The sequence below is a fragment of the Stenotrophomonas chelatiphaga genome (assembly GCF_001431535.1).
GTDB lineage: Bacteria > Pseudomonadota > Gammaproteobacteria > Xanthomonadales > Xanthomonadaceae > Stenotrophomonas > Stenotrophomonas chelatiphaga.
Map to the genome: position 1 here is coordinate 1 of NZ_LDJK01000095.1, position 19,025 is coordinate 19,025.

Consider the following 19,025-nt stretch of genomic DNA (forward strand, 5'->3'; position numbering starts at 1 on the left):
TTCGGTGGGTACGGGAATGTGTATAAGAGACAGGGGGGGGGTGGCGGAGCCTTGAGCAGCAGGAGCCGCGAAGAGCTACACGGACGTACTTGCGCGCGCCCCGCACCCCCACCCCGTCCGACCCGTCCACCGTATGCAGCTGTTGCTCTGGAAACAGAAGCGCGCGACTCAGCCGTTCGAAGCTGCACCGCGCACGCGCAGCACCAGTCCCTTCAGGAAGTACCGCATCAACTGGTCGCCCGCCTTGCGGAAGTGCTTGTGGTCGCGCTGGCGGAACACCGCGCTCAGCTCCGGCTTGGACACCGCAAAGCCCGCCGCCTGGAAAATCTCCTGCAGGTCCACGTCGCGCAGCTGGAAGGCCACGCGCAGCTTCTTCAGGATCAGGTTGTTGTCGATCCGCGTCTCGATCGCGCGCTGCGGCTGGCTCTCGTCGCGCCCGCGCAGGTGCACGATCAGGCCGTCCAGCACGTGCGCCAGCGCCTCATCGCTGCAGGGCTCGGCACCGGCTTCGTTGTCCGGCTTCAGCCAGGCGTTGACCTGCTCGGCCGTGACCGGGAAGGCAGGGTCGGCCAGCTCGCACAGCACCACCACGTGGTTGTCGCTCAGGTCCAGGGCAAAGCGCAGGCTGCGCAGCACATCGTTGTTGATCATTGTCTTCCACACCGCCGGCAGGGAGCGCCGGGACCTGCATTGTACCGTCCGCGTCGCTGTCATCCTGCGGTCATCGAACTGCAGCACAGTGCGCCCCTCGACCCCTGAAGCAGGATTGCCCGCCATGCGCCCCTGGATTCCCCTGCTGCTGGCCGTGCTGCCGGTCGCCTGCCCGGCGGCGGCGCAGGACCGCTACGTGCCGCTGGAACAGCGCCTCGACCCCGCGCGCCTGGCCGACGTCGGCCTGACCCCGGACCAGCTGCAGCAGCTGAACGGCCTGCTGCGCGATGCCCAGGCACAGGCGCCGGTCGCAGTCGACGCGCCGCCGCCGACCGCGCGCGCCACGCCGCCCGCCGCCGCCCCGATGTTCATCGGCCTCGACGACGGCCCGATCAAGGCGCATGCCACCGGCAGCATCACCGGTTGGCAGCCGGGCACGCTGTTCACCCTCGACAACGGCCAGCAATGGCAGGTGCTGAAGGGCGAAATGACCCTGCGTCGCGCGCTGCAGGACCCGCCCATCGAAGTGGTGCCCGGCATCGCCGGCCGCTGGTTCCTGCAGGTCGACCCGGACCTGCCGAAGGCGCGCGTGTTCCGCGTGCGCTGAGCGCGGGCGACCGATCCGGCAAGGCAGGCGGCGGCCGACAGTGACAGAATATCGGCCTGGATCTTCCTGGAGTTGCCTGATGACCCGTACCGTCCTGATCACCGGCGCCACCTCCGGCTTCGGTGCTGCCGCCGTCCACCGCTTCGCGAAGGCGGGCTGGAAGGTGATCGCCACCGGCCGTCGCGGTGAGCGCCTGCAGCCGCTGGTGGACGCCTACGGTGCCGACCAGGTGCACGCGGCGGTGTTCGATGTCCGCGACGCGGTCGCCATGGAAGCGGCGCTGCTGGCGCTGCCGCCGGCGTTCGGGCAGATCGACCTGCTGGTCAACAATGCCGGGCTGGCGCAGGGCACGCTGCCGGCCCAGCACGCCAAGCTGGAAGACTGGCGCACCATGATCGACACCAATGTCACCGCACTGGTCACGCTGACCCATCGCCTGCTGCCGCTGCTGGTGGAGCGCAAGGGCGCGATCATCAACATCTCCTCGGTGGCCGGGGTCTATCCGTATCCGGGGGGCAATGCCTACGGCGGCACCAAGGCCTTCGTCAGCCAGTTCTCGCTGGGCCTGCGTTCGGACCTGCACGGTACCGGCGTGCGGGTGACCACCATCGAACCGGGCATGGCCGAAACCGAGTTCACTGTCGTGCGTACCCACGGCGACCAGGCCGCATCGAACAAGCTCTACACCGGCGCCAACCCGATGACCGCCGAAGACATCGCCGAGCAGATCTACTGGGTGGCCAGCCTGCCGCCGCACCTGAACATCAATCGCCTCGAACTTATGCCGGTCAGCCAGTCGTATGCCGGCTTCCAGGTGGCGCGCGAAGGCTGAGGCCGCGCGGGGAGCCACCCGCTGGCGCATGAAAAAGCCGGGCACTGCCCGGCTTTTTCGTTGATGCGCTCTGCCGCTGCGGCGGGCCTTACTGCGCCTTGATCGCCATCGCCTGCAGGCCGGTTCCATCCAGCTTCTGCTTCGCCTCGGACAGTTCACCGGCGGTGCCATACGGGCCCATGCGCACGCGGTAAACGGTCTTGCCGTTGATCTGCGCCGATTCCACCCGCGCCGCCAGCCCGATCATCGCCAGCTTCGCCTTGGTGGCCTCGGCATCGCCGGACGCGCCGAACGCGCCGGCCTGCAGGATGTAGCGCACGTTGCTGTCGACCGGGGCGGCCGCCGCAGCAGGCGTTGCCGCCGCCGTCGTCGGTGCGCTGGTTGCCGCCGCCGGCGGCGTCGCCGTGCTGGTCGGGGCAGCGGGGCGCTCGCTCAACGGCGCCGGAAGCGCGGTGGTGCGCACCGGCGCGGTGCTAGCCACCGTCGCCGTGGCAGCGGTGGTGGTGGATGCCGTGGACGCCGGCGCCGGCGCCGGCGCGGCGGCCGGGACCGGCTTGCCTTCCAGCGCGGCCTGCGCACGCTGCGCCTCGCTGCGTGCCAGGCGCTGTTCCTCGGCGCGGGTGCTGGCGGCCAGCTCGGCGTCGGACATCTCCACTTCCTTGCCCGGCAGCAGCGTGTAGAAATCGTACTGGGTTGCCGGCGGCTTGGCCGGGGTAGCCGGCTTGGCCGCCGCAGGCGTTTCCACCTGCGTACCGACATCCCCTTCGGCCTCTACCACCGGCGCCGGCTGGGCGTTCGGATCCGGGCGCGGACCTGCCCGCAGGAAGCCATCGGCATCTCCCTTGAACAGGTTCGGCGCGGCCAGGAACACCACGGCGGCGATCGCCACGCCGGCGACCAGCCACACCCACCCCGGCGTTCCCTGGCTGCTGTTGCGCCGTGCCTGACTCTTGCCGCGTCGTGCTGCCATGTCTACTGCTTCTCCAATGCTTACATTTTTTCCGGGGCGCCCACGCCCAGGAGTTCCAGGCCATTACGCAACACCTGGCGCGCTGCGCTGGCCAGGGTGAGCTTGGCATCGCGGTCGGCGGCATCTTCCACCAGCACCGGCGTCCCGTGATACCACGTGTGGAAGGCGTGCGCCAATTCACGCAGGTACTGCGCCACCAGGTGCGGTTCAAGCGCGATGCCGGCCGCTTCCACCACCTCCGGGTAACGCGAGATTTCGTTCATCAGGTTCAGCGACGCGTCGTCCTGCAGGGTGCGCAGTGCCGCCAGTCCCTGTTCCTGCGAATACACCAGGCCCTTTTCCTGCGCCTGGCGATGCAGGCTGCAGACCCGGGCATGGGCGTACTGCACGTAGAACACCGGATTGTCGTTGCTCTGCTGGCGCGCCAGGTCGATGTCGAAGGTCAGCTGCGAGTCCGGCTTGCGCGCGATCAGGAACCAGCGCGTGGCATCACGCCCGGCTTCGTCGATCAGGTCGCGCAGGGTGAAGTAGCTGCCGGCCCGCTTGGACAGCTTCACTTCCTCGCCGCCGCGCATCACCGTCACCATCTGGTGCAGCACGTATTCCGGCCAGCCCTGCGGAATGCCCACGCCCATCGCCTGCAGGCCGGCACGCACGCGCGACAGCGAGCCATGGTGGTCGGCGCCCAGTTCGGTGATGGCACGCTCATAGCCACGCTGCCACTTGGTCAGGTGGTAGGCCACGTCGGGCACGAAGTAGGTGAAGGTGCCGTCGGACTTGCGCATCACGCGGTCCTTGTCGTCACCGAAATCCGTGGAGCGCAGCCACAGCGCGCCGCCCTCTTCGTACGTATGCCCGGAATCCTGCAGGCGCTGCACCGCCTCGGCGACCTTGCCATCGTTGTACAGCGAGCTTTCCAGGAAGTAGATGTCGAAATCCACGCCGAACGCGGCCAGGTCCAGGTTCTGCTCGTTGCGCAGGTAGGCCACGGCGAAGCGGCGGATCGCGGCGATGTCGTCCGGATCCTTGGCGCCGACCACGGTGGTGCCTTCCAGGTCCACGCTGGCACCGCGCAGGTACGCGTCGGCCACGTCCTGGATGTAGTCACCGCGGTAGCCGCCTTCCGGCCAGCCGGCGTCATCGGGCTTGATGCCCTTGGCCCGCGCATGGGTGGACAGCGCCAGGTTTTCGATCTGCACGCCCGCATCGTTGTAATAGAACTCGCGCTTGGCGTTCCAGCCGTTGGCATCGAGCACGCGCGCGATGCAGTCGCCGATCGCCGCGGCACGGCCGTGGCCCACGTGCAGTGGGCCGGTCGGGTTGGCCGACACGTATTCCACGCCCACGGTACGTCCGTTGCCGGACAGGTTGCGGCCGTAGTCGTTGCCTTCCTTGATCACGCTGGCCGCTTCGCGCTGGAACGCGCTGCCGGCCAGGTGGAAGTTGATGAAGCCGGGGCCGGCGATCTCGACCTTGCTGACGTCTGCGCTCTGCGGCAGCGCGTCCAGCAGCGCTTGCGCGATCGCGCGCGGGTTGCTGCGCGCGGCCTTGGCCAGCAGCATGGCGGCATTGGTGGCGAAGTCGCCATGCTCGCGGGTCTTCGGGCGTTCAACCACGAACTCGGGCGGAATCGAGTCGGCGGGCAGGGTGCCATTGGCGCGCAGGGCTTCGATGCCTTGGCTGATCAGGGCGCGGAGGAGATTTTTCACGTGGCCTGCTGTGAAGTGCGGCGGAATCCCCCATTTTAGCCGATCTGCCCTGCCACGGCAGACGTGGGTTATGGCCGCGGCGGGCCGCAGGCGCGCTGCCGGGGCAGGCGGGCGCGCCGGCAGGGCCTGCGGCAGCTCAGCGCCGCGGCGGCAGGGCGCTGGCCGGGCCGAGCCAGCCCCGTTCAGCAAACGACACCGGCGCGCCTTCACCGATCACCAGATGATCCAGCAGGCGGACATCCAGGTGGGCCAGCAAGGCCTGCAGTTCAGCGGTGGCCTGGTGGTCGGCGGCCGACGGTTCGGCATCACCGGAAGGGTGGTTGTGGCTGACGATCACCGCGGCCGCGTTCAGCGCCAGCGCCCGGCGGACCACTTCGCGCGGGTAGATCGACGCGGCGTTGACCGTACCCTGGAACAGCTCTTCATACGCCAGCAGACGGTGCTGGTTGTCCATGAACAGGGCCGCGAAGACCTCGTTCGGACGCCCGCGCAGGCGGTGCTGCAGGAAGCGGGCGGCCACCGCCGGTGACTGCCCCACGCAGTCGCCGTGGACCAGCTGGGCAGCGAGATGCCGTTGCGCCAGTTCCATGGCCGCCGCCAGCGCGCAGCTGCGTGCCGGCCCCAGCCCGGGCAGCCGGGCCAGCTGCGGGGCGCGCAGGTCCAGCAACCTGCGCAGAGGGCCATGCTGGACCAGCAGGTCGCGTGCGGTCTGCACCGCATCGCGTCCGCGCGTACCGGAGCCGAGGAAAATGGCCAGCAGTTCGGCATCGGACAGCACGCCGGGGCCATGCGAAAGCAGGCGTTCGCGGGGGCGTTCCGGTACGGGCCAGTCGTGGATCGTCATGGTCCCCAGTGTGGCCAGGCACGCAACTGCGGCCCATGGGACAGACCCGGCACGGCGTGTCAGGAGGGGCGCGAGCCCTTGATCGGGTAAGTGCGCAGGAAGGCGTGGAGCTCGTGGTTTCCGGTCAGGCCCAGTTTGCGCATCGCATCGGATTTCTGCCGGCTGACGGTCTTCGGACTGCGTCCCCGCTGCTGGGCGATCATGCTGAGGTTCATGCCGCGACCGAGGCCTTCCAGCACATCACGCTCGCCCTGCGACAACGACGCCGGCGTTGCCCGGTGGGCCAGGTCGCGGGCTTCGAGATGCGAGCGCAGGTGCTGGGAAACATAGGTCTGGCCGGCGGCGGCGCTGCGTACCGCCTGTGCCAGTTCGTCGAAATCGGCGGCCTTGTCCAGCGCACCGTGCACGCCGCAGCGCAGCAGGGTGATCAGCACGGTGGGGCTGGCGGTGCCGGTCAGGACCACCAGCGGCAGGCAGGGGTGCGCCACGCGGATGCAGTCGAGCAGTTCGGGTCCATCGGGGCCCTTGCCGGGCATGGTCAGGTCGGTCAGCACCACGTCGCACGGTTGGCGGTCGAGCAGCGCGAGCAGGTGGGTGCCACCGGAGGCCTCGCCGACCACATCGATGTGTGCGTTCTCCAGCACCACGCGTGCCCCATGGAGGATGATCGGGTGGTCGTCGGCAATGATGGTGCGGATGTGCACGGTAGGGTCCTGCAGTACGGCGGAGCAGGTCCCGGCAGCCGCTTGATGCAAGCGGATGACGCGACAACTGGCATCGTTAAATGCTGGCATACATGTACTTATATCCGTCGGTCATATCCCCCCGAATAGGGGCACTACGGGGCTTTCGGCTAAGCTAATGTCTTTGCGTGCATAGGATTTCCCCGGTGGCTGACTCACCCAAGACTTCCCCGGCGCGGCAGCGCCCGCTGGAAGGGCGCAGGCTGCTGTTGTGCGTGGGCGGCGGTATCGCGGCTTACAAGGCGTTGGAGCTGGTCCGTCGGCTGCGCGATGCCGGGGCGCTGGTGCAGGTGGCGATGACCGCCGGTGCCCAGCAGTTCGTCACCCCGCTGAGCTTCCAGGCCCTGTCCGGCCAGCCCACGCGCACCACGTTGTGGGACAGCGCGGCGGAACAGGCGATGGGGCATATCGAGCTGGCGCGCTGGGCCGACCGCATCGTCGTCGCCCCGGGCACCGCCGACCTGCTGGCACGCCTTGCCCAGGGCCATGCCGATGACCTGGTGACCACGCTCTGCCTGGCCAGCACCGCCCCGCTTACCGTATGCCCTGCGATGAACCATCGCATGTGGCTGCACCCGGCCACCCAGGCCAACATCGCCCTGCTGCGTACGCGCGGGGCGCAGGTGGTGGGGCCGGTGGACGGGCCGTTGGCGGAGGGCGAGTCCGGTCCCGGGCGCCTGGCCGAGCCGGACGACATCGTGGCCGCGCTGGTGGACATCGAACGCAGTGCGGGCGCCGCCGGCAACGCGTCCGCGCCGGGCCCTTCCGCGCTGGCCGGGCTGCGCCTGCTGATCAGCGCCGGACCGACCTACGAAGACATCGACCCGGTCCGCTACGTCGGCAACCGCAGCAGCGGGAAGATGGGCTATGCGCTTGCCGCGGCGGCGGCCCGGCTCGGTGCCAAGGTGGTGCTGGTCAGTGGTCCGGTGAACCTGCCGACGCCGGCGGGCGTGCAGCGCATCGACGTGCGTTCGGCCGCGCAGATGCGCGATGCCGTGCTCGGCGCGCTGCCTGCGGATATCTACATCGGTGCCGCTGCCGTATCCGATTACACCCCGCGCCAGGTCGCACCGCAGAAGTTGAAGAAGACCGTCGACAGCCAGTCGCTGGTGGTGGAACTGGTGCGCACCGCGGACATCCTGGCCGAGGTGGCCACCCAGACCCAGTCGCTGAAACTGGTGGTGGGCTTCGCCGCGGAAACCCACGACGTGGAGAAATACGCGCGCGGCAAGCTGGTGGACAAGCGGCTGGACCTGGTGATCGCCAACCAGGTGGGCCAGGCCGGCGCGGGTTTCGAAAGTGACGACAACGCCGCCACGGCCTATTGGCAGGACGGTGAACAGGTATTCCCGGCCACCTCCAAGACCGAGCTGGCCACGCAACTGCTCGCGCTAATCGCGCAAAGGCTGACCGCATGAACGCTGCATCGCACCCGGTTCCTCCCTCGCTGCAGCCGCTGCAGGTGAAGCTGCTGGATCCGCGCTTCGGCGACAGCTGGCCGCTTCCGGCGTATGCCACCGAAGCCAGTGCCGGCATGGACCTGCGCGCGGCAACCGAAGCGCCGCTGGTGCTGGCGCCGGGTGATACCGCCCTGGTTCCCAGCGGCCTGGCGATCCACGTGGCCGATCCGAACCTGTGCGCGATCATCCTGCCGCGTTCCGGGCTGGGCCATCGGCACGGCATCGTGCTCGGCAACGGCACCGGCCTGATCGACGCCGATTACCAGGGACCGCTGCTGATCAGTGTCTGGAATCGGGGCCGCGAGGCCTTCACCATCGAACCCGGCGACCGCATCGCACAGCTGGTTGTCGTTCCCATCGTGCGTGTTGCCCTGCAGGTAGTGGATACTTTCACGGACAGCACGCGGGGCTCGGGTGGGTTCGGGCATACCGGAGTGCGCTGACTCGGGGGACAGGATGATCGGCAGCAAGGGGAAGGGCGTGGCGGTCACGGGACGTACGGGGCCGCTGCTGGCGGCGATGTTGTTGCTGTTGGCGGGGTTGTTCGGCTGGAGCGCGGTGCAGCAGTGGCGCCAGGCCAACACCGGCACCCAGTTGGAACAGGCGCGCGATACCGCATTGCAGGGCCTGCAGAAGACGCTCGACGGTCAACTGCTGCAGTTCGGCAAGCACCTGAAGTCCGCACGCGTTGAACAGGCACTTGCTGCCGGGGACGGCGCCGCTGCGGCGCTGGCGCTGCGCGAAACCTGGACCGGCGTGGAAGAAGTGCAGGTCTGGCCGGCTTCGCTGGAGACCGCCTATGCCGATCCGGCCGCCTTTGGTTACGCCCGGCTGGCGCTGCTGGAGGCGGCGCTGGTCAGTGAGGAACCCGTGGCGCGCGTGGTGCGCGACGCCGGCGGCGCGCGGCTGGGCCTGGCCGCGAGTGTGCCGCTGGGGTCCGACGGCCTGGCGCTGGTCTACGTGCGGCAGCCGCTGATGCAGCTCACCGGCCCGCTGGACGCGGTGCGTGCACCGGCCGAAGGCTACCTGGCCCTGCGCCAGGGCAGCTACAACGTGCTTGAACGCGGCGACCGCAAGCTGGCCGACAGTGGCGAAGTGCTGGCGCGGCCGCTGGCCAACAGCAGCCTGCGGCTGGCCGCCGGGGTGCCGTCGATCGAACCCGGCCCGCTGGGGCTGGGCGCGCTGGCCGCGTCCATCGTGGCGCTGCTGCTGGTGCTGATCGCGGTGCTGCTGCTGGTCGGCAAGTCCCGCTTGCCGCTGCCCCGGCGGGCCGCGCGCGAAGGCACCGAAGAACAGGGGCCGACCCTGAGCGAGAGCCTGGCGCAGTCTGCCGCCGAGCTGCCCACCGCCGCAGCGGCCGAACCGGGCGCCGGCGCCGCGTTGGAGCCGCCGCCCCTGGCCGCAAGCCTGGCCGCGGGCATCTTCCGCGCCTACGACATCCGCGGCGTGGTCGGCGAGGAGCTGACCCCCAAGGTCGCGGCCTTGATCGGCCAGGCGATCGGCAGTGAAGTGCTGGCGCAGGGCCTGCGCGAAGTGGTGATCGGCCGCGATGGGCGCCTGTCCGGTCCGGAACTGGCCGCTGGCCTGGCCGAAGGCCTGCGCCGCGCCGGCTGCGATGTCATCGATATCGGACTGGCGCCGACGCCGGTGGTGTACTTCGCCAGCCACCACCTGCGCACCGGCAGCTGCGTGGCGGTGACCGGCAGCCACAACCCGCCCGAATACAACGGCTTCAAGATCGTCATCGCCGGGCAGACCCTGTCCGGCGATGCGGTGACCGCCCTCTACCAGCGCATCGTCGAAGGCCGGCTGGCGCAGGCGTCATCGCCGGGCAACTACCAGCAGCGCGAGGTCAACGATGACTACGTGCGCCGGATCGCAGACGACGTGCAGCTGGAGCGGCCGCTGAAGGTGGTGGCCGACGCCGGCAACGGCGTGGCCGGCGCGCTGGTGCAGCCGCTGCTGGAAGCCATCGGTGCCGATGTCATCCCGCTGTACTGCGATGTCGATGGCAACTTCCCCAACCATCATCCCGACCCCAGCGAACCGGCCAACCTGCAGGACCTGGTGCAGACGGTGAAGCGCTTCGACGCCGACCTCGGCATCGCCTTCGATGGTGACGGGGACCGCCTCGGCGTGGTCACTCCGGACGGCACGATCATCTTCGCCGACCGGTTGCTGATGCTGTTCGCCGCCGACGTGCTGCTGCGCAACCCCGGCGCGATGGTGATCTACGACGTCAAGTGCACCGGCAAGCTGGCCGACTTCGTGCTGCGCCACGGCGGCAGCCCGATGATGTGGAAGACCGGCCACTCGCTGATCAAGGCCCGCATGGCGGAGACCGATGCCGAACTGGCCGGCGAGATGAGCGGGCACTTCTTCTTCCGCGAGCGCTGGTTCGGTTTCGATGACGGCCTGTACGCCGCTGCGCGCCTGCTGGAAATCCTCGCACTGCGCGAAGAAACCCCCCAGGAAGTGCTTGAAGAGCTGCCGCAGAGCATCTCCACCCCGGAGATCAAGGTGCCGGTGGCCGATGGCACGCCGCACGCGCTGGTTTCACTGGTGGTGAGCGCAGCCCAGTCCGGGGACAACCCGTTCGTGGGCGGCCGCATTTCCACCATCGATGGCCTGCGCGTGGACTTCGCCGATGGCTGGGGCCTGGTACGCGCCTCCAACACCACCCCGGTGCTGGTACTGCGCTTCGAAGCCGATACCGAAGAGGCGCTTGAGCGCATCAAGGCCCAGTTCCGCACCCAGCTGCAGCCCCTGCTCGGCGACCAGGACCTCGGCTTCTGAGATAGCGCCCACGCGGCGCAGAAGGATCCCCGGTAGCGCCGACCCATGGTCGGCGAGCGCAGCGGCCAGCCCTCCGGCCAGCATCCCGCCGAGCACGGCTCGGCGCTACCACGCCCTTCCCCCCCATCGCGCGTGGGACCCGAGCGGGCAGGGGGAACAGCCCCTTGGACAGGACCGTTGGAGCCCCGGATGGGCGTAAACGAGCCCCCATGGATGGGTTCACGGCGTGTCCTGGCTAAGGGGCTGTTCCCCCTGCCGGCCCGTAGCAGCGAACAGACCAACGCTCCACGCCAGCGAAAAATATTACCCCTTGAACCGCAACCCCACGCCGGGCTCGGTGAACACATACCGCGACTCCAGCGCCGAATCGCCCAGCTTCTGCCGCAGCTTGCCGACCAGTATCCGCAGGTAATGCGTATCGTGCTGGTGCGTCGGCCCCCAGATTTCCTTCAGGATCTGCGGCTGGGTCACCACCCGCCCGGCATTGACCAGCAGCAGCGACAACAGCGAATACTCCTTGCGCGTCAGCGTCACGGGCACCCCGTCCAGCGCCACCGTGCGATGCACCAGGTCGATCCGCAGGTGCCCGTCATCGAACACCGGCGGCTGTCCATCCAGCGGTGCCGCACGCGTGCGCAGCAACATCCGCACCCGCGCCATCAACTCCTGCGTCCCGAACGGCTTGGTCACGTAGTCATTGGCGCCGGCATCCAGCGCACGCACCTTCTCGGCTTCGCCCGCGCGCACGGTCAGCATGATCACCGGCAGCTGGCTCCACTGCCGCAGTTCGGCCAGCAGCTGGTGGCCCTCCATGTCCGGCAGGCCGATGTCCAGGATCACCAGGTCCACGTTCTCGCCGACCAGCCGTTCCAGTCCTTCCTGGCCGCTGGCCGCCTGCAGCACCCGATAGCCCTGCGCGCGCAGGCTGATGTCCAGGAAGCGGCGGATCTGCGCTTCATCGTCGATCACCAGCACGCAGGCGGGCGGGATCGAGGACGTACTGTCAGGCGTCAGGGGCATCGGAGTGACCGGCAGGAGTGAGCAGGGGCAGGGAGATGCGTATCAGCGTACCGCGTCCGTGCTCGCCTGCCAGCGCCTGCACGCTGCCACCATGCGCACCGATCATTCCCTGGCAGATCGCCAGTCCCAGGCCGGTGCCATGGCGGCCGCGGTCCCCGCGCTCCACGCTGTAGAACATGTCGAAGATGCGCGCGCGTTCGTCGGCTGGAATACCGGGCCCACGGTCCATCACGTCGATCACCAGCCCGGTGTCCTGCAGCCGCGCGCTGACGCTGACCGGTGCAGCGGGCGGGGAAAACTTCGCGGCATTCTCCAGCACGTTGAACAGCGCCTGTTCGACCAGTGCCGGATGCACCCAGATCGGCCCCAGCGAAGCCGGGATGTCCAGCTGCAGCTTCACCTCCGGCTGGTAGCGCTGCAGCCGGCGTGCGGCCGAGCCGACCAGTTCGTCCACGCCGATCCAGTCACGGTTGATCTTCAGTCCGTCATGGCCCAGCCGGGTCATGTCCAGCAGGTTCTGGATGTAGCGGTCCAGTCGTTCGCCTTCCAGCATGATGGTGTCCAGCAGCGACCGACGGTCCGCCGCATCCATTGCCTGGCCGTAGCTGGCCAGGCTGTCGGCCGAGCCGATCATCGCCGCCAGCGGCGAGCGCAGGTCATGCGACACCGAAGACAACAGCGCCGAGCGCAGCCGCTCGGTCTCGTTGCTGACATGTGCCTGCTCCAGTTCGGCCACCAGCCGGGTGCGCAGCGCGGCCTGCGCGATGTCGTCCACCATCGCCACCGCCAGCTGGCGCTGTTCCGGTGCCAGCCGCGCCAGCGCCGGCGCAAACTGCAGTGCCGCCACGCCGATGCAACGGGCCTCGCCGTCCAGCAGCGGCAGGCACCACCACCGCGCGCCTGCCAGCGTATCGGTATAGCGCCCGCTGGGCTGCCCGTGGCGCTGCGACCAGTCCGCGGCGGCCAGGTCGGTATCGCCGGGCACCGCGCTGCCGCTGGCCGTCACGTCGCTGCCGATGCGCAGCCACGCCGGGGCGTCCAGGGCCTGTTCCAGTGCCTGTCGTCCCGCATTCGCCACCGCCTCGTTGCTGGCGGCACTGCTGAGCTGTCGGCCGAGTTGCTGGCGCGCATGGGCATGGCGGTTGGCCGCGCGCAGGGCGATGACCTGCATGCGCAGTCGTGACGCCAGCCGGCCCGCCACCAGCGCGGCGGCCAGGAACAGGAAGACCGTGATGACGCCCTGCCGCGCGCTGATCGCGAAGGTGAAGCGCGGGGCGATGAACAGGAAGTTGTAGGCCAGGAAACACAGGCCGGCAGCCAGTACCGCGGCACTGGCGCGGGTGCGCGCGGCCACCAGCACCACCGCCACGATGAACACCATCGACAGGTCGGCCATGCCGACCCAGCGTTCGGCGACCCAGGCCACCAGGCAGGCCAACGCACAGGCCAGCACCGCCTGTGCCAGCTCCGGCGCGTGGCCCGGCGCCGGTGCCAGCAGGCGATCGCGGCGTGCGCGTGCCCGCGCGCGCGGCGTGCTGATGATGGTGATCTCGTAATGCGCCCCATGCTGGATCAACTGCTGGGTGAGCGTGCGGTTGAGCATCCGCGCCAGCGGACGTTCGCGCGTGCGGCCGAGCACCAGCGTGGATACGTTGTTGTGCGCGGCATGGTCGAGCAGTGCGTCGGCGACGCTGGATCCGTGCAGTACTTCAGCATCGGCGCCGAGCCGGCGTGCCAACGCGAAGGCGCTGTCGATCTCGCGCTGCGTGGCCGGGTCGGCACGACGTCGCTGCACCGTGACCACCGTCCACGGCGCATCGCGGCGCTCGGCGATGCGCCGCGCCACGCGCACCAGGTATTCACTCTGGCCGCCGCCATCGATCGCCACCAGCACGCGCCGGCGCAGCGGCAGGGCGCCTTCGCCACCGGCCGCACGCACCTCGCGCAGGCTGCTGTCCACGCGGTCGGCGGCTTCCTGCATGGCCAGCTCGCGCAGGGCGGTCAGGTTGGCGGTGGTGAAGTAGGACTGCAGCGCCTGCGATGCCTGTTCCGGTACATAGACCTTGCCCTGCTGGAGCCGCGTGATCAGCTCGCGCGGTGGCAGGTCGACCAGCACGATGTCATGCAGGCGGTCCAGCACGCCATCGGGCACGGTCTCGCTGACCCGGATGCCGGTGATCCGCAGCACCACGTCATTGAGGCTTTCCAGGTGCTGGATGTTGACCGTCGTCCAGACGTCGATCCCTGCATCCAGCAGCTCCATCACATCCTGCCAGCGCCGCTCGTGGCGGCTGCCCGGCGCATTGCGATGCGCCAGTTCATCCACCAGCACCAGCGCGGGGCGCCGCTGCACGATGGCATCCAGGTCCATCTCTTCGAGCTGCCGGTCGCGGTAGTCAACCTGCCTGCGTTCAACCACCGGAAGGCCCTGCAGCAGGGCCTGGGTTTCGGCACGGCCGTGGGTTTCGACCACGCCCACCACCAGGTCCACGCCACGGCGCAGCTGCTCCTGCGCGCGGGCCAGCATGGCGTAGGTCTTGCCGACGCCCGGCGCGGCGCCGAGGAACACGGTCAGCCGCCCCCCGGCGTCACGCTGCAGGCCTTCGATGAGGGCGTCGGCCTGTCGGCTGCGGGTATCGGTCATGCCGGCGATTGTGCGCCAGCAGGACGTCGCATGGCATCACCGCGCATGGGTGGCCTGCTCCAGCGCCCGGTTGAGTTCCATCACGTTGACCCGCGGCTGGCCCAGCATCCCCCGCTGCGGGCCCTCGACATGCGCCTGCACGATGGCCTGCAGCTCCGCTTCGGACAGCCCACGTGCCTGCGCTACGCGGCGCAGCTGCACCTGCACGGCCGCCGGTGACAGATGGGGATCCAGCCCGCTGCCGGACTGCGTCACCAGGTCGGCGGGAACCTGCGCGGGCGCGATGCCTTCGCGCAGGGCGACGGCGGTGGTGGCATCGGCCACGCGTGTCGCCAGCGCCGGGTTGCTGCGCGCCATGTTGGAGCCTGCCGCGGCCATCGGATCATGGCCCGCCGCCGACGGCCGCGGCTGGAACCAGCCGTCAGCGGTGAACGGCTGGGCCAGCAGGGCCGAGCCGCGCACGCGGCCATCGCCATCCACGATCAGGCTGCCATCGGACTGCGCCGGGAACGCGAGCCGCGCCAGGCCGGTAGCGGTGGCCGCGTACAGCGCGCCGGCCAGCAGCAGGCTGCCGACGCCGAGCACGATCGCCGGACGCCAGCGCGCGGTGTGCTGCAGGCGGGACTCGCGTTCGGCAGCGGCGCGCGCCAGTGCCCGCGGTGGAACGAGGGGGGATACCGGAGGGGTCGTTGAAGTGTTCATGCAGCAGATACCGTCATCAGCAGGAAGTCGATTGCCTTGATCGCCACGAACGGCAGCAGCACGCCGCCGAGCCCGTACACCAGCATGTTCCGCCGCAGCAGGGTGGTTGCCGTGGCCGGGCGGAAACGCACCCCGCGCAGTGCCAGCGGAATCAGCGCCGGGATCACCAGGGCGTTGAAGATCAACGCGGCCAGCACCGCGTTGCGCGGACTGGACAGGCCCATCACGTTCAACGTGGCCATGCCCGGCACGGTGGCGGCGAACAGTGCCGGCAGGATCGCGAAGTACTTGGACACGTCATTGGCCAGCGAGAAGGTGGTCAGTGCGCCGCGGGTGATCAGCTGCTGCTTGCCCACTTCCACCACGGCCAGCAGCTTGGCCGGATCCGAATCCAGGTCGACCATGTTGCCGGCCTCCTTCGCGGCCTGGGTGCCGGAGTTCATCGCCAGGCCGATATCGGCCTGTGCCAGCGCCGGCGCATCGTTGGTACCGTCGCCGACCATGGCCACCAGTCGCCCACCGGCCTGTTCCTGGCGGATGCGTGCCAGCTTGTCTTCCGGGCGTGCTTCGGCGATGTAATCGTCCACCCCGGCTTCGGCAGCGATCGCCGCGGCGGTCAACGGGTTGTCACCGGTGATCATCACCGTGCGGATGCCCATCGCGCGAAGCTGCGCGAACTTCTCCCGCATGCCGTGCTTGACCACGTCGGACAGTTCGACCACGCCCAGTACATGGCGGCCTTCGGCCACCACCAGCGGCGTGGCGCCGTTGCGTGCGACCTGTTCCACGCGCCCGGCCAGTTCGGCCGGCACCTCGCCGCCGAGCGACTGCACATGCGCGCGGATCGCATCGGCCGCACCCTTGCGGATGCTGCGGCCGCCGTCCAGGTCCACGCCGGACATGCGCGTCTGCGCACTGAAGGCGGTGTAGTGCGCGTGCTCGGGCTCGGCGCTGCGGCAGCCCTGCTCGCGGCCCAGCCGCACGATCGACTTGCCTTCCGGTGTCGGGTCGGCCAGCGAGGAAAGCAGCGCCGCCTCGCGCAGCCGGGCGACGTCCACACCGGCCAGCGCGTGCAGCGCGGTGGCCTGGCGGTCGCCGTGGGTGATGGTGCCGGTCTTGTCCAGCAGCAGCACGTCGATGTCACCGGCCACTTCGACCGCCTTGCCGGACTTGGCCAGCACATTGGCCGCCAGCGCACGGTTCATGCCGGCGATGCCGATGGCCGGCAGCAGGCCTCCGATGGTGGTGGGGATCAGGCACACCAGCAGCGCGATCAGCAGCAGCGGATCAACGCTCACGCCGACCGATGCGCCGATCGCCGGCAGCGTCGCCACCACCACCAGGAAGGTCAGCGTCATCGCCGCCAACAGCAGGGTCAGCGACACTTCATTGGGCGTCTTCTGCCGGTTGGCGCCTTCCACCAGCGCGATCATCCGGTCCAGGAAACTGTGCCCGGGTTCGGCGGTTATCCGCACCACGATCTGGTCGGACAGTACCTTGGTACCGCCGATCACGCCGGAGCGGTCGGTGCCGGCTTCACGCAGCACTGGCGCCGATTCGCCGGTCACTGCGGCTTCGTTGATGGTCGCCAGCCCCTGCACGATCTCGCCGTCGGCCGGCACCAGCTCGCCTTCGCCGACCAGTACATGGTCACCCGGGCGCAGTTCGGCCGCGGCTACCTGTTCCTGCGCCGCGGCGGGATGCGCGGACTGCAGCCGGCGCGCCACCAGGTCCTGGCGGGCGCGCCGCAGCGATGCGGCCTGGCCACGGCCGCGCGCTTCGGCCACGGCTTCGGCGAAATTGCCGAACAGCACGGTCAGCAGCAGGATCGCGCTGACGGCGAGCCCGAAGCCCATCGGCGCATTGCCGCTCAGGGTCACCACCAGCGCGAGCAGCGTGCCGGCCATGACCACGGCCATCACCGGACTGCGCACCAGGTGCAGCGGCGAGAGCTTGCGGAAGGAATCAAGCAGCGCACGGCGGAAGCCGGCGGCATCCAGCAGCGCCGGACGGCGCGGCAGCGGAGAAGTCACGACAGTATTCATGGGGAGTGCCTCAATGCAGGCCAAGGCTGAGGTGGTCGGCCACCGGGCCAAGCACCAGAACCGGCAGGAACTGCAGGACGGTCAGGATGACGATCACGCTGAGCAGGGTCAGGGCGAAGGTGGGCGTTTCGATCTGCAGCGTGCCCGGTGATTCCGGCGCGCGACGCTTGGCCGCAAGCTGGGCGGCGATCACCAGCGGCACCACCAGCAGCGGGAAGCGCCCCAGCAGCAGCACCAGTGAACAGGTCAGGTTCCACCAGGGCGTGTTGTCGCCCAGCCCTTCGAAGCCGGAACCGTTGTTGGCGTAGGCCGATGCGTATTCGTAGAAGACCTGGCTGATACCGTGGAATCCCGGGTTGGAGGTGCCCGACAGGCCCGGCACCGCCAGCGTGATCGCGGTGAGGGTGAGCAGGGTGATCGGCTGCAGCAGCACCAGCAGGGCCAGCAGGCGCACCTGCGGGGTTTCCAGCTTGCGTCCGAGCAGTTCAGGGGTGCGGCCGGTCATCAACCCGGCCAGGAACACGCCCAGCAGCAGGTAGACGATGAACTGCTGCAGCCCGCAGCCGATGCCGCCCCAGATGGCGCTGACCAGCATGTTGACCAGTGCTACGGCGCTGGCCATCGGGCTCATCGAATCGAGCATGCCGTTGACCGAGCCGTTGGATACCTGGGTGGTGACCGCTGCCCACAGCGCGGTGGCATCGCTGCCCAGCCGCACCTCCTTGCCTTCCATCAGCAAAGCGCTGGCCGCGGTGGGCGAATGGCCTTCCAGCCACACCGTGGCCGCGATCGACACCACCGACATGCTGGCCATGCAACCCAGCACCAGCCAGCCAAAGCGGCGGCGGCCGGTGAATGCGCCGATCATGAAGATGATCGCGATCGGGATCAGCAGGATGCCGACCAGTTCCAGCGCATTCGACAGCGCGGTCGGGTTTTCCAGCGGGAAGGCACTGTTGGGGCCGTACCAGCCGCCGCCGTTGGCGCCGAGCTGCTTGGCCGCCACCATCGCCGCGACCGGACCAAGCGGTATCTTCTGTTCCTGCATGCCGGCCGTTGCATCCATCGGCGTGGCCTGCGGGCCAGCGGCGAAGGTGGACGGGACGCCCTGGCTGGCCAGCAGCACCGTCCACAGCAGGCACAGCGGCAGCATGAAGCGCACGCACAGCCGCAGTACATCGGCATGGTAGTTGCCGACGTCGATGCGGCGGTCACCCTCGGCGACCACGTCCTGCCGCGGTGGGGCGAACAGGGCGCGCAGGGTGGCGACCGCGAGCGCAAGGCCCATCATCGGCGTGACCACCTGCAGGCCGGTGATCCCGGTCATCTGCGAAAGGTAGGAAAGCTGTGCCTGCCCGGAATAGTGCTGCTGGTTGGTGTTGGTCAGGAAGGACACCATGGTGTGCAGCGCGGTGTCCCAGCGCAGGTTGGCGATGCCGTCCGGATTCAGCGGCAGCCACGCCTGGGTCATGAACACGGCCATCGTCAGCAGCGCGATGACCACGTTGCTGAGCACGAACGCGCCGACGTAGCCACGCCAGGACATGCCGTGGGCGGGATCCACGCCCAACAGGCGGTAAAGCGGTTTTTCAATCCAGTGGAACAGCGGGTCGATGCGCATCGGCGCGCCGCGCATCACCCGCGCCAGGTACAGGCCGAGGGGCCAGGCCAGCAGCACGCTGGTGGCGAGGAGAAGGAGGATTCCGGTCATGTCCGTGGCCCGTCAGAATGCTTCGGGCCGCAGCACGGCGTAGACCAGGTAGGCGGCGGCGACCAGCACCAGTACGCCACTCAGCAGGGAGAGCCAGCCGGGCATGCTCAGCACCCCGCCCGGGAAGAAAGGCCATAACGCGATAGACAAGACATGACGGTGATCGTCCTGGTGGAACCGCTCCACCTCAGGCCGTCATGGTCCGCCTGGCATGCGTAAAGCCTCCATGGGCGGGCTGCTACCGCCGCATAAAATCCGCGTAAAAGGTACTGCGAACGGCGGAGCCCCTCG

General features: G+C 69.2%; 16 protein-coding genes. 5 read left to right on the forward strand and 11 right to left on the reverse strand.

Translation table 11 applies throughout. The features are described 5' to 3' along the window. Positions 1-168: 168 nt before the first annotated feature. Entirely contained in the window at positions 169-651 is a 483-nt protein-coding gene (locus ABB28_RS16325) for a YehS family protein (protein ID WP_057687425.1), read from the reverse strand. 124 nt (positions 652-775) lie between these two features. Between ABB28_RS16325 and ABB28_RS16330 the strand changes: the two genes are divergently transcribed. Both ABB28_RS16330 and ABB28_RS16335 read left to right on the forward strand, forming a co-directional pair. Then, complete coding sequence (locus ABB28_RS16330; RefSeq protein WP_057687426.1) at positions 776-1,258, forward strand: hypothetical protein; 483 nt, start codon at positions 776-778, stop codon at positions 1,256-1,258. A gap of 79 nt (positions 1,259-1,337) precedes the next feature. Beyond that, positions 1,338-2,090, forward strand: coding sequence for an SDR family NAD(P)-dependent oxidoreductase (locus ABB28_RS16335; protein WP_057687427.1), 753 nt, complete (start codon positions 1,338-1,340; stop codon positions 2,088-2,090). 88 nt (positions 2,091-2,178) lie between these two features. On the opposite strand, the gene ABB28_RS16340 is transcribed toward ABB28_RS16335, so the two are convergent. From ABB28_RS16340 to ABB28_RS16355, 4 genes are all read right to left on the reverse strand, one after another. Beyond that, positions 2,179-3,060: an SPOR domain-containing protein gene (locus ABB28_RS16340; RefSeq protein WP_057687428.1), complete on the reverse strand. Its 882-nt coding sequence runs from the start codon at positions 3,058-3,060 to the stop codon at positions 2,179-2,181. A 20-nt stretch (positions 3,061-3,080) separates the two neighbouring features. Beyond that, a complete protein-coding gene (gene argS, locus ABB28_RS16345; protein ID WP_057687429.1) occupies positions 3,081-4,769 on the reverse strand; it encodes an arginine--tRNA ligase in 1,689 nt (562 codons plus the stop codon). Positions 4,770-4,905: 136 nt separating this feature from the next. Then, on the reverse strand, positions 4,906-5,613 hold the full coding sequence (gene radC, locus ABB28_RS16350; RefSeq protein ID WP_057687430.1) for a RadC family protein: 708 nt from the start codon (positions 5,611-5,613) through the stop codon (positions 4,906-4,908). A gap of 59 nt (positions 5,614-5,672) precedes the next feature. Continuing rightward, on the reverse strand, positions 5,673-6,317 hold the full coding sequence (locus ABB28_RS16355; protein WP_057687431.1) for a response regulator: 645 nt from the start codon (positions 6,315-6,317) through the stop codon (positions 5,673-5,675). 185 nt (positions 6,318-6,502) lie between these two features. On the opposite strand from ABB28_RS16355, the gene coaBC reads away from it, so the two are divergent. The 3 genes from coaBC to ABB28_RS16370 all read left to right on the forward strand — a co-directional run bounded on the left by coaBC (position 6,503) and on the right by ABB28_RS16370 (position 10,612). Further along, positions 6,503-7,774 carry a bifunctional phosphopantothenoylcysteine decarboxylase/phosphopantothenate--cysteine ligase CoaBC gene (gene coaBC, locus ABB28_RS16360; RefSeq protein ID WP_057687432.1) on the forward strand — a complete coding sequence of 424 codons (1,272 nt, stop codon included), beginning with the start codon at positions 6,503-6,505 and terminating at the stop codon, positions 7,772-7,774. Next, a complete protein-coding gene (gene dut / locus ABB28_RS16365; RefSeq protein WP_057687433.1) occupies positions 7,771-8,259 on the forward strand; it encodes a dUTP diphosphatase in 489 nt (162 codons plus the stop codon). Before coaBC ends, dut begins: the two co-directional genes overlap by 4 nt. 76 nt (positions 8,260-8,335) lie before the next feature. Next, entirely contained in the window at positions 8,336-10,612 is a 2,277-nt protein-coding gene (locus ABB28_RS16370) for a phosphomannomutase/phosphoglucomutase (RefSeq protein ID WP_245625362.1), read from the forward strand. A 303-nt stretch (positions 10,613-10,915) separates the two neighbouring features. Here the strand turns inward: ABB28_RS16370 and ABB28_RS16375 are convergent, their stop codons facing one another. The 6 genes from ABB28_RS16375 to ABB28_RS16400 are packed head-to-tail and all read right to left on the reverse strand — an operon-like array spanning position 10,916 to position 18,839. Beyond that, positions 10,916-11,632 (reverse strand): response regulator, encoded by a 717-nt coding sequence (locus tag ABB28_RS16375; RefSeq protein ID WP_057687435.1) that lies wholly within the window; start codon positions 11,630-11,632, stop codon positions 10,916-10,918. Next, positions 11,616-14,276 (reverse strand): sensor histidine kinase, encoded by a 2,661-nt coding sequence (locus tag ABB28_RS16380; protein ID WP_057687436.1) that lies wholly within the window; start codon positions 14,274-14,276, stop codon positions 11,616-11,618. Before ABB28_RS16380 ends, ABB28_RS16375 begins: the two co-directional genes overlap by 17 nt. 36 nt (positions 14,277-14,312) lie before the next feature. Continuing rightward, the gene (gene kdpC, locus ABB28_RS16385) at positions 14,313-14,978 is read right to left on the reverse strand and encodes a potassium-transporting ATPase subunit KdpC (protein WP_083492063.1); all 666 of its coding nucleotides are present in this window, start codon (positions 14,976-14,978) and stop codon (positions 14,313-14,315) included. Beyond that, positions 14,975-17,023 (reverse strand): potassium-transporting ATPase subunit KdpB, encoded by a 2,049-nt coding sequence (kdpB, locus tag ABB28_RS16390; RefSeq protein WP_057687437.1) that lies wholly within the window; start codon positions 17,021-17,023, stop codon positions 14,975-14,977. The genes kdpC and kdpB overlap by 4 nt, the downstream gene beginning before the upstream one ends. 10 nt (positions 17,024-17,033) lie before the next feature. Continuing rightward, entirely contained in the window at positions 17,034-18,734 is a 1,701-nt protein-coding gene (gene kdpA, locus ABB28_RS16395) for a potassium-transporting ATPase subunit KdpA (protein ID WP_057687438.1), read from the reverse strand. 12 nt (positions 18,735-18,746) lie between these two features. After that, the gene (locus ABB28_RS16400) at positions 18,747-18,839 is read right to left on the reverse strand and encodes a potassium-transporting ATPase subunit F (RefSeq protein WP_042613345.1); all 93 of its coding nucleotides are present in this window, start codon (positions 18,837-18,839) and stop codon (positions 18,747-18,749) included. Positions 18,840-19,025 lie beyond the last annotated feature (186 nt).